We start from the raw sequence: 10,441 nt of genomic DNA on the forward strand, positions 1-10,441 counted from the left end.
CGCCCTTTATGACTTTGTGCGCTGTTCCCATTCCTTGAGCGGGGAAGGTGGAATCATGCTTCCCCACTCTCCGGCTTCAGAGCCAAGCTCCAGCAGAAGCGTGCCTCCTCCGGCGATTTCTTCATGACGGACCCAGGCACGGTTCAATTCCTTGCCGTTGATGGAAGCAGACAGGATATACCGGTTGCCGGACCCGCTGCATTCACCCTGAGTCTCGATCGTCAGAGGAACGGGAATCTTCTTCGCTCCCAGCAGCAAGGTTACCTTATTGAACAACGGCGGGACGAGGAAATAGATGTCCTGACCCATCAAAGGGTACAACCCCATAGCTGAACAGATGAAAAAGGCACTCTGACAGCCCATATCCTCGTTATCACCCAATCCGTCACGTTCAGCCCTGAAGTATGTCTCCAGACATTCCCGGACCCGGTCAGCCGACCGGTCGGGTCTTCCCGCATAAATATATAAATAAGGAATATGCAGCATAGTTTCCTTGGAGTTATAGAATCCGCCGTCAAAGAAATCGTCTAAATGCCTGATAAAAGCTTCTGTCCCCCCATGCCGTTCGACCAGTCCATGAAAGTCATGATGCGTGCTGAACGACCATTGCAGGCTGGTTCCTTCGTAGAAGTAAGGATCATTCCATGAATCCGGCAGGCAGGATAAGGGGTCGAAGGACTCTGCCCATTCCCCGCCCGGAAGCCGGGGCGCGAAGCATTTGAGATCCTCCCGCCATAAATTCCATAGCTTCTCCGAGCTTTGATAATATTCTTCTGCCGCCTCCTCCTCACCAAGAACTTCGGCCAATTGGCCGATACACCAGTCCTGATAGGTATACTCCATATGACGGGATACACAGTTCTTCTTCACATCCGTCGACAAGTACCCCAGGGAATGGTAATCCTTCAGGTGACGGCCATAGAGCCAGGTGTCCGGAGACGGAACCTCATTATTCTTGCGCATTTGCTTCAGGGCTTTAACATAATCTATTCCCTCCAGCTTCTTAAGCGCCGCTTCACAGAACAGCACATCTGCGGAGCTTCCCCCTTGAATCATCGCGCTATGTCCCATAATCCAGGCGTCCGGCAGCCAGCCGGTATGATCCGCGATATCCAGCAGACAATTGAGGATATCCGCTTCAAGCTGCGGGTCGAGCAGTGTAATCAACGAGTTGGCATTTCGGACGCTGTCCCACAGTGCATACAGATCAGTGAAGTGCCGGACCCCGGATTCCCAGGCGAAGTTCTCATCGTCTACCCCCAAGTCACTCGGCATACAGAACAGCCGGGTCATCAGAGTATAGAACAGCCGCGTATGCTCCTCACTTCCGCCTTCAAGCGTGACTCTGCTCAGTTTATCTTCCCAGATGCCGCCGGACGCTTGCCGGATTTCATCGAATCCGGCGGACGCTTCCCGGTCCACACTGGCTCTGGCCTTGCCGACACTTACATAAGAAATGCCTGTCTTCGCCACCAGAACTCCGCAGTCACCGAAGCTAAGGGAAGCCTTACAATTCGGGCCATCCACAGACGGGCTGCGCCGTACTCCGCCGGCGTCTGCCAGCAGGCTGCTCTTCATCGGCTGATCGAAGCGGATAAAGAAGTAGACGGAATAAGGGAACTCATGCCCCCAGCCCCCGCGCAGGTCGGAACGGCCTGCAATCTCGTACTCCGATATTACTTCAAGGTAACCGCCCGTGGAGACGCCGGTAGTCTTCCCCGGCTCATCTCCGCCTACCTGAATTACTGCTCCGGCATCAATCAGCAGGTTGGCAGCATCCCCGGCCTTGAAGCTGTAACGGTGGATGCCTGTGCGCGCTGTGCTGGTCAATTCAGCCTGTATGGCAGCGGGCATTAATCGCACGCTGTAATATCCTGCTTCGGCCTGCTCATTCTCCTTAAGGTAAGGATCAATATGGAACCGCTGCATGCCGGTATAAGGGGTGAAGCCCACATTGCCGTAACGGCCTCCGCCTCCCGTTCCGCTGACATGCGTATGGCTGAATCGGATAATCGGCCTCGAACTGTTGTAGCCGTGGGATAGCTGCGGCGGCAGCGTATCCGGGCCAAGCCTTACGATGCTGCCCGGCAGATAAGGCCCGCACAGACAATTGTTTTCCCCATCCACACCTATAAACGGATCGACATAATCCACTCTTCTTCTCATCAACGTTGTACCTCCTTCATTGCCGGTAAAGCCTTCCCTCTACCAAAAGATTTCGCTCTCGCCCTTTAACTTCAGCAAGGCTTCCAGAAAGTAAAAGTCGCCGTAAATGATTGGCACCTCTACTTCGGCATTGGACGGGAAGCTGCCGGTCCCCTTGGTAATCAACGCTTCTTCCGCCGGGTCCTCCGGCGTGTAATGACGGAACAGCGCTTCCGTTATTGCCGCGCCGAGCTTCCGGTAGCGCGCTGCTTCTTCGCCTTCCAGCAGAAAGGCAATTTCCAGCATTCCGCTGGCTGCGCAGGCCGCAGCTGTTGAATCTTTGGCCCATAGCTGTTCTGCAGGTGCCCGGAAATCCCACGGTGGCACAAGATCCTCCGGCAATTGTGCGGCGAAATAATCCGCAGCCGCTTTGGCCGCATCCAAAAACCGGATGTCGCGCGTATAGCGGTACCCTATAGCGAATCCGTAAATCGCCCAGGCCGATCCGCGGGACCAGGCGGAATCCGGACTATACCCTTGTCCGCCAAGCGCTTCTATCCGCTCTCCCGTTCCGGGATCGAAGCGGACGATATGGTGCACCGAGCCATCCTGACGGATGAATTCCCGCAGCGCCATTTCAGAATGTGCAGCGGCTATATGCCGGTACCGCGGGTCCTTAAGCTCTTCGCTGGCCCAGTACAGTAAGCCAAGATTCATCATGCAATCTATAATAGCCAGGCCTTCACTGCCCTCATACAGCCAGGCACGGATGAAATGCCCTTTAAGATTAAAGCGGCTGGCTAAATGGCTGGCAGCGATCAGCCCTCTTCTTCTGGACAGCATATTGCCGGTAAGCTTGTAGTCGGCTACCGCTGACAAGCTCCAGAGGAATCCGTTATCATGATGCAGCTGTTCGTATTCCTGAAGAGGCGCATCCAGCTGCTCCTCACAGTTCTCGGCGATCCTCCGGTATTCCTCATCGCCGGTAGCACGATAAGCCAGCCACAGGATTCCGGGCCAGAACCCGTTGGTCCAGCAATCGGGGTCACGCGCATCATATTTTCCGCCGTAAGAGGCATTAGGGAAGGTTGCTCCGATTCTGTGGCGCGTGGTGCTTAATTTGCCCAGGGAATAATCCCAGGCCTCATTGATCCAAGTCTCCATCGTGTATGGTCTCCTTTTCTCTTGTAGAGTTAAGTGGCAGGACGCCCTGAAACAACAGACCTCCTGCCATGCTTCAATCCGTTAATTATTGAGCTGCTTTCCAGGCATCAATTTGGCTTTGCAATTCTGTTTGGACCTTCTCAATGCCGGCCTTCTTTAATTTCTCATTTCTTTCCTCAAGCATTTTGGCAGGGTCAGGAATAGCCCCCGTGCTTGCGGCCCGGTACTCGCCAATGACCGAGGTAAGCTGAGTAATCTCGTTTTTGACAGACGACTCATCGAATACGAACCCTAACAGCGGTGAACGTTTGGCCTCATTGTTGAATTCCTTCCAGCTTGAATACAAATCATCAGGCTGACCCGGCTTGAGATAATTGATGAGCTGATTACCGATCACCCAGAACAAGGCGCTGGTGCCATATCCGGAATCGGCAATCGGCTCGATGCGGTTCTCGCTAATCTTCTTATAGTGGGTGCCTTCAATTCCGTTAACGAACAGGTTCACGGCGTAAGGATCGGTATGCAGCGCATTTAATACCATCATGGCCCGCTCCGGATCTTTGGAGGTGCGGGAGATGGAGAACATCGATCCGGCGGCAAGGTCCGTTGTTACAATAGGCTCTTCGATAACCTTAGAGACAAAATCATATTTATTGTCTGTGGCAATTTTCAGTTCAATATCAGCCCCCGGCTTCCAGACGGCCTGCTGCATCCAGATTTTACCCTGTTTTCTTAAATCACCGATGTCAGTCGTTGTTGTAGCTGCATCGCTATTGATGTAGCCCTTCTCATAATAGCTGCGGTTCAGCTCATACTCCGCTTTGGCAATCGATGAGATTTCCGGATCAACAACCGACTTTATCTGGATGTTATCTGTATTCGTATAGTCATATAAGAACAAAGGAATCTTGTTAGGCGTTGGCCCGATAACGCGGAAGTTCGAGCGGGTCTCATACATCATGCCTTCACCCGACTCCTTAATGAAATCCAGAATCAATGCCGGCTCTTTCTCCTTCAGCAGCTTGAACCAGGGTTCAAAGTCTGACATCGTCTTAATATCCTCAATAGGGATACTATATTTGTCGACTATATCTTTCCGGTAAGTGTAGGCCTTGCCCTGGGTAATCTCTTTGTTTGTGGGAATCCCATACAGCTTCCCTTTGTAGCGCGGAGCCTCCAGGTAGATCGGGTTCAGGTTCTCCGAGATGCCCTGCCCGTATTTGGCCAGCAGATCATCAAGATCCAGGAAGGCGCCCTTAGAGACGTTGCCGAAGAAATTAAGCCAAGAGGCTGTGAATACAAGATCCATCGGCTCACCGGCATTTAACATCAGCTCGGTCTTCTGCTTGTATTCGCTGGAGGCGATCGGCTGAAGATCAACAGTGGCATTAAATTTCTCTTTGAAATATTCACTGAGCTTGGCTTCGACCAGCGCATCATCCCGCTGCGGCGCACCGAAGTAGATAATCGACACCTCGTAAGGCTTCAGTGATTCCGGACTGTCAGCAGGTGCCGCAGTACTCGTGCTCTCCGTGCCTTTTGATGCTGCCGGTTCAGAAGTACCCCCGTTATTACCGCCAGAGCATGCCTGCAAGGCTAACGCAAGAACCAGAACAATCGCCGTGAATAGCGGTTTGCGCCCTTTTAACTTTTTCATATTAACCCTCCCTAAATGATTAAGCTTATATATAGAACGGCAGACAGAATATGCTGCTTGCCGGCTCCACCGCTGCTTTAGCCCTTAACAGCCCCTACTGTGAGGCCTTTGACAAAATATTTCTGAAAGAAAGGGTACGCGATCAGAATCGGCCCCATCCCTATGACGGCCATTGCCATCTGTAAGGATTCATTCGGCAGGTTCTTCATCATCGTTGGATTCTGGGCGGCCAGCTCTACGTTATTGCGCAGATACTGCACGTCATTGAGGACACGCATCATCAAATACTGGAGCGGATATTTGTCCTCACTGCTGATATACAGCAGCGCATTGAACCAGTCGTTCCAATAACCTATAGTGCTGAACAAAGCCATGGTCGCCAGGACAGGCAACGAGAGCGGCAGAACGATCCGCAGGAAGATTCTAAGCTCACCCGCACCGTCAATTCTTGCCGATTCAATCACTGCAGGATGAATGGTCGTCTGGAAAAAGGTCCGCATAATAATTACGTTGAATGGTACAATCAGCATGGGCAGGATCAGCGCCATATAGGAATCCTTGATATGCAGCACCTGTGTGTAAATTAAATATCTGCTGACCATCCCGCCATTAAACAGCATCGTGAAGAACAAAAAGAATGTAAATGCATTACGGAACGGATAATCCGCACGTGAAATGGGATAGGCATACAGTGCCATGAGCAGTACACTGAGCGCTGTGCCAAGAATAGTTATGGTAAAGCTCACCCGGTAGCCCGACAGAATCGTCTGAAAATCCTTAAAGATGGATTCGTACGCAATCAACGACCATTTATCCGGAACAAAGCTATACCCTTGAGTCAGAATGGACTGTCCGTCTGTGAAGGATACAATAATGACTAGCAGAACAGGCAAAAAGCAGATTAATGAGAGGATTACAAAAGCAATGTTTAAAATTAAACTGGAAGCTACAGAAATTCCGCCGATGCGGTTGCCGGAGTCATTGGCCATGATTGTTCTCCTTTATTTAGAATAATGCCTGTTCCCGGTCAATTTGTCTGACCGCGCTATTGGTTGCGATCACCATGATGAACCCAACCACCGATTGAACAAGCGCCGTGGCCGAGGACATCCCGATATCATTTAATTGCATCAAGGCCCGGTATACATACGTATCCACGGTATCCGTAACCGGATACAATGCCCCTGAGTTCATGGGCACCTGGAAGAACAGCCCGAAGTCTGAACTGAAGATACTTCCCATCGACAGAATCGTCATAATGATAATGACCGGCCGGATAAAAGGGATCGTTATGTTCGTAATCTGCTTCCACTTGGAAGCCCCGTCGATGAGAGCAGCCTCATAGTATTCGGGGTCAATTCCGGCGATCGCCGCAATGTAGATTACAGCACCGAAGCCGGCATGCTTCCAGGCGTTCACAAACACCAGGATATAAGGCCAGTATTCCTTCTCCGAATACCAGAACACCGCATCCTGCCCGAAGGCTTTGAGGACGGTGGCATTAATGAAGCCATGATCCGGCTGCAGGAAAGCGTATACGAGATAACTCACCACGACCATCGACAGGAAGTGCGGCAGGATAATGAAGCTTTGGTAAGCTTTTGCCAGAAACCGCCTCCGGATCTCATTGATGGCCACCGCGATCGATACTGACAGCACTAGGTTCAGCATCATAAAGGTTAAGCTGTACAGGAGCGTGTTTCTTACAATTCTCCACATATCTCCCGAAGAGAACAGGAATTTGAAATTATCAAATCCTACCCATGGACTCCCCCAAATTCCGTCAATGTAATTCACATTCTTGAACGCAATGAATATACCGAACATCGGCAGATAGCTGTGCGCCAGAAGGACAAGAACGGCCGGCAGCATCATTAGTGTCAGCGCCTTGTACTTCCACATGGCATGGATAAATCTTGAGAATCCAGTGGCTCTAGTCATGTCCATTACTCCTTTCATGGACTTATTATAGAACCATCTCTACACGGCTACGATGATGCATTCCCGTAAAAACGTGATCTTTTAAACGCCCATAGCCGGTAGTCCTTCATTCAGGCCTGCGCAAAGGCAGGGTGATGATTGCCCGTGTCCACCCGTCCACACTTCGTTCATAGGTTAAACCATACGCCTCCCCGTAATGGAGCTGGACCCGCTGATGCACATTTCTGATGCCGTACCCCTTCGGACTATGCTCTGCCTGCATAATGGCTGAGAGTTCATCCGGATCTACAGGCAGATGTCCGTTGTCCTCTACGATGAAGCGTAGGGTATCTTCACTTTGAACGGCAGTTACCCGTATCTCTCCTTCCCCATCCATTCCGCGCACGCCATGAATAATGGCATTTTCGATCAGAGGCTGAATAATGACTTTGGGAGTTTCATAGCCGCTCAATGTTTCATCGATCTGCCAGCAGACCCCGAAGGTGTCAGGATAACGTTTCTCTTGCAGCCGTGTATAGGCCTGGGCATGCTCCAGCTCTTCCCCGGCTGTAATCATTTTACGGCCTTTGCTTAGCCCAATACGCAGCAGCATGGATAAGTCACGGACCATTTCGCCTACCTCGGTATTTCCGCTATCCAGCGCGTACCAGTAAATCGAGTCCAGGGTATTGTACAGATAATGGGGGGTGATCTGGGATTGAAGCATCAGCAGCTCATACTCCTTTTGTTTCAGCTGCATCACATAATTTTCTTCAATTGAATAATCCAGCCTTTTGGTCATTTTCACAAATGATCCATACAGAATGCCGAACTCGTCATGCCTGAGCGGCTCCTCCGTCCATGACAGCGTTTTGCCGGGTTCATATATTTTCATAACCGAGACGAGCTTCACTACGGGCTTGACGACAAGCCGCACTAAATAGAGAACAAACGTGAGGACAAATGCTAAAAAAACGACGGAGATAATGACGAGCATATTTTGCAGCCAGATTTGTTTACCGGTAATGGACGCTAAGGGGATTTTGTACAATAATCTGGTGTGGAATTTCGGGCTGTCCGAATAGGCATAGAGCCACTCTTCCCCGCCTTCTTCCGCAAAAGTGAAGCCGTAAGGCCCCGCAGGTCCGATATTCTTGTCAATCTCGGCCAGTGAAATGCTGCCTGAACCTGCGGACATTAACAGCTCATCCTTGTCGTTGAATAAAAAGATACCGGCAGCAGACGGCACCTCAACAGATACCATATCCCGGGTTAAAAGCACCTCTACCTTGTTGACCACCAGCAGGCCGATGGCCTCATTATAATCCCGGGGATTGAGGATACTGCGCATGAACGAGATTGTTTGCTCACCGGTCTCTGCATGCGTAATGCGCAGTGCCCCGCCGCCGCTGACATCCATGTTGCTTACCATAGCGTCAGGCAACACGCCGGAGTCATTATCCAAATACTTGAATCCCTTCGTCTTATGGGAAAGATCAAAGGGCGTATCTCTACGCTCAATATTTCTCATATAAATTGCATATTCCGTGCCCCCGGTAGACCAGCTCTCCAGAATATTATCGGCCTGCTGGATTTCATTCAATGTGTCAATTCCGGTCCAGAAGCTGTACCCCGCCGGATTACTGAAAAAGTGATTATCCAGCAGTGTGACCGTCCTGTCATTGATCGCGGATATGGTTTTGTCTATCGTCACATGATTTTGTTTAACCAGCTGGAGTGTTGTACTGCCGACTTCTTCCTTGATGGTGTCTACAGCCACATAAGCTGAAATCCAGCCTACTACTATAAAGGGCAGGACAATCAATACGAGGAATGCCAGGGTGACTTTATGCTTCAGTTTCAGTTTCAGCTTCAGTCCGGTTCCCTCCTCTGGCTTGCTTGCGGAATTCTGCCGGTGTGAGCCCCAGCATTCTCTTGAACATCCGGCTGAAGTGCTCAGGCGACTCATACCCTACCGCAAAGGCGATTTCATACCGTTTCTTGTCCGTGGTAATCATCAGCCGCCGGGCCTCTTCCATCCGCAGGGCCGTCACATAATCCCAGAGGTTGGTTTTCATATCACGTTTGAAAATATAACCCAAGTGAGCTGCGCTGAAATGAACCTCCTCGGAAATATCCTGGATTTTCAGCGCCGGATTACGGTAATTCTTCTGGATGTAGCTGGTAATCCGCGAGATGACGTTCTGATCTCTGGCCTTAGAGAGCTGCTGCAAAAAAGCAACCGAATCTTCAATGTACCGGTGCAGCCGTTCCAGCTTCTGCTGTCCGCTAAGCCCCTGGAACACCATATCCGGGTTGAAATCATAGAGGGAAACCCCGTTCCCCTGTCCGTATTCGACCAGCAGCCCGTAAATCCGGTAGATCAGCATCCCGCAATAGCTGTTCGTGACCTCCTGTGACTGTTCAGACACCGGCAGCTGGCCAAGGATGCTTTGCGGATTCACGTCCCCGGCGGATTCTACCGCTGATTTCATCTGCTCCATGAATTCACTGACCTTGCTCATCCAGACCACCATACTCAGATTGTCCTGCACGGCTATATCGTGATAATAGAAGACCCTTTGTCCGGGATGGACTTTGGTCCACTCCGCCGCAGTGTCTGCTTCTTCCATCAGCCCGGGGAGCATTAATACATCTCCGCCTAAAGTGCTGAGGCCGATCGTTGCCTCCACATTCAGATACTGCTTCATATTCATGGCGATCATCTGCCCGATCATATGGATCTGCGAGTGTACTCTAACCCGGGGATCGCCCATTTCTTCGGCAGATAACTGGATAATGCTGATGATCGAATGGCCGAAGCCGTTGAAGGTCAAACCATTCCACTCCATTAAGGTTTCATTCATAATATTGATCGCCGCATATTTCAATAATTTGCGGTCATGCAGAGTGACCTTCTGTTGGCTGAAGCCGGCCTGGCTATAATCAATGCGGCTGGAGATCACGCCGAAGAATTGTCCTTGTAATAGCTCTCCCACCTCACTGGTCACATCTTCAATATCCTTCCGGGTCAGATTCCGCTCTGTAACCAGCTCCATCAGCCACTCATTGCGCCTGGACTGGTCCTGTACCGGCCTGCTTTCCGCCTCAAGACTCTTCCCCGGAAGCTCTTTCTGGGTTAACGCTTTGCGGACTACCCGCAGCAGCTCTGTTCGCTCTACCGGCTTAACCAGATAATCCTTTGCCCCCAGCCGGAGTGATTTTTTGGCAAAATCAAACTTCTCATGGGCGGAAATGACAATCACCGGGACATTCCACTGCTCCATATAGATATTCTCCATTAATTCAATTCCGCTCATCCGGCCCATCTGTATATCGGTCAGCACCAGATCAAAGCGGTCCATCCGCAAATAATCAATCGCTTCGAACCCATTGATTGCCGTTTCAACATAAGTGATGTTCATATCCGAAGCGAGCAGGAAGTTCTTGATTCCCGCACTCACTCTCGGCTCATCGTCTACCACGAGAATTTTATACATGATGCTCCCCCCTTTTGTATCACAGTACACTCGCTGCAAATTCCGGTAGATGATC

Annotated in this window: 7 protein-coding genes; all 7 read right to left on the reverse strand. The window is 50.8% G+C overall.

Going from position 1 to position 10,441, the window contains the following annotated elements:
* Positions 1–6 precede the first annotated feature (6 nt).
* On the reverse strand, positions 7–2,166 hold the full coding sequence (locus NYE33_RS22865; RefSeq protein WP_341068729.1) for a GH92 family glycosyl hydrolase: 2,160 nt from the start codon (positions 2,164–2,166) through the stop codon (positions 7–9).
* A gap of 39 nt (positions 2,167–2,205) precedes the next feature.
* Entirely contained in the window at positions 2,206–3,309 is a 1,104-nt protein-coding gene (locus tag NYE33_RS22870) for a glycoside hydrolase family 88 protein (RefSeq protein ID WP_042137412.1), read from the reverse strand.
* A gap of 85 nt (positions 3,310–3,394) precedes the next feature.
* The gene (locus NYE33_RS22875) at positions 3,395–4,966 is read right to left on the reverse strand and encodes an ABC transporter substrate-binding protein (RefSeq protein ID WP_042137410.1); all 1,572 of its coding nucleotides are present in this window, start codon (positions 4,964–4,966) and stop codon (positions 3,395–3,397) included.
* 77 nt (positions 4,967–5,043) lie between these two features.
* Entirely contained in the window at positions 5,044–5,955 is a 912-nt protein-coding gene (locus tag NYE33_RS22880) for a carbohydrate ABC transporter permease (RefSeq protein WP_336100343.1), read from the reverse strand.
* 16 nt (positions 5,956–5,971) lie between these two features.
* Complete coding sequence (locus NYE33_RS22885; protein ID WP_197074243.1) at positions 5,972–6,907, reverse strand: ABC transporter permease; 936 nt, start codon at positions 6,905–6,907, stop codon at positions 5,972–5,974.
* A gap of 106 nt (positions 6,908–7,013) precedes the next feature.
* Positions 7,014–8,846, reverse strand: coding sequence for a sensor histidine kinase (locus NYE33_RS22890; protein ID WP_341068732.1), 1,833 nt, complete (start codon positions 8,844–8,846; stop codon positions 7,014–7,016).
* Positions 8,734–10,386: a response regulator transcription factor gene (locus tag NYE33_RS22895; protein ID WP_341067721.1), complete on the reverse strand. Its 1,653-nt coding sequence runs from the start codon at positions 10,384–10,386 to the stop codon at positions 8,734–8,736. The genes NYE33_RS22890 and NYE33_RS22895 overlap by 113 nt, the downstream gene beginning before the upstream one ends.
* Between the last annotated feature and the right edge of the window lie 55 nt (positions 10,387–10,441).

The sequence above is a fragment of the Paenibacillus sp. FSL R10-2199 genome (assembly GCF_038000235.1).
In the GTDB taxonomy this organism is placed as follows: domain Bacteria; phylum Bacillota; class Bacilli; order Paenibacillales; family Paenibacillaceae; genus Paenibacillus_AQ; species Paenibacillus_AQ phytohabitans.

What these genes read in the sequence shown, in the direction of transcription:
- NYE33_RS22865 (WP_341068729.1), bottom strand. Translation starts at nt 2,166, where the DNA reads ATGAGAAGAAGAGTGGATTATGTCGATCCGTTTATAGGTGTGGATGGG.
- NYE33_RS22870 (WP_042137412.1), bottom strand. Translation starts at nt 3,309, where the DNA reads ATGGAGACTTGGATCAATGAGGCCTGGGATTATTCCCTGGGCAAATTA.
- NYE33_RS22875 (WP_042137410.1), bottom strand. Translation starts at nt 4,966, where the DNA reads ATGAAAAAGTTAAAAGGGCGCAAACCGCTATTCACGGCGATTGTTCTG.
- NYE33_RS22880 (WP_336100343.1), bottom strand. Translation starts at nt 5,955, where the DNA reads ATGGCCAATGACTCCGGCAACCGCATCGGCGGAATTTCTGTAGCTTCC.
- NYE33_RS22885 (WP_197074243.1), bottom strand. Translation starts at nt 6,907, where the DNA reads ATGACTAGAGCCACTGGATTCTCAAGATTTATCCATGCCATGTGGAAG.
- NYE33_RS22895 (WP_341067721.1), bottom strand. Translation starts at nt 10,386, where the DNA reads ATGTATAAAATTCTCGTGGTAGACGATGAGCCGAGAGTGAGTGCGGGA.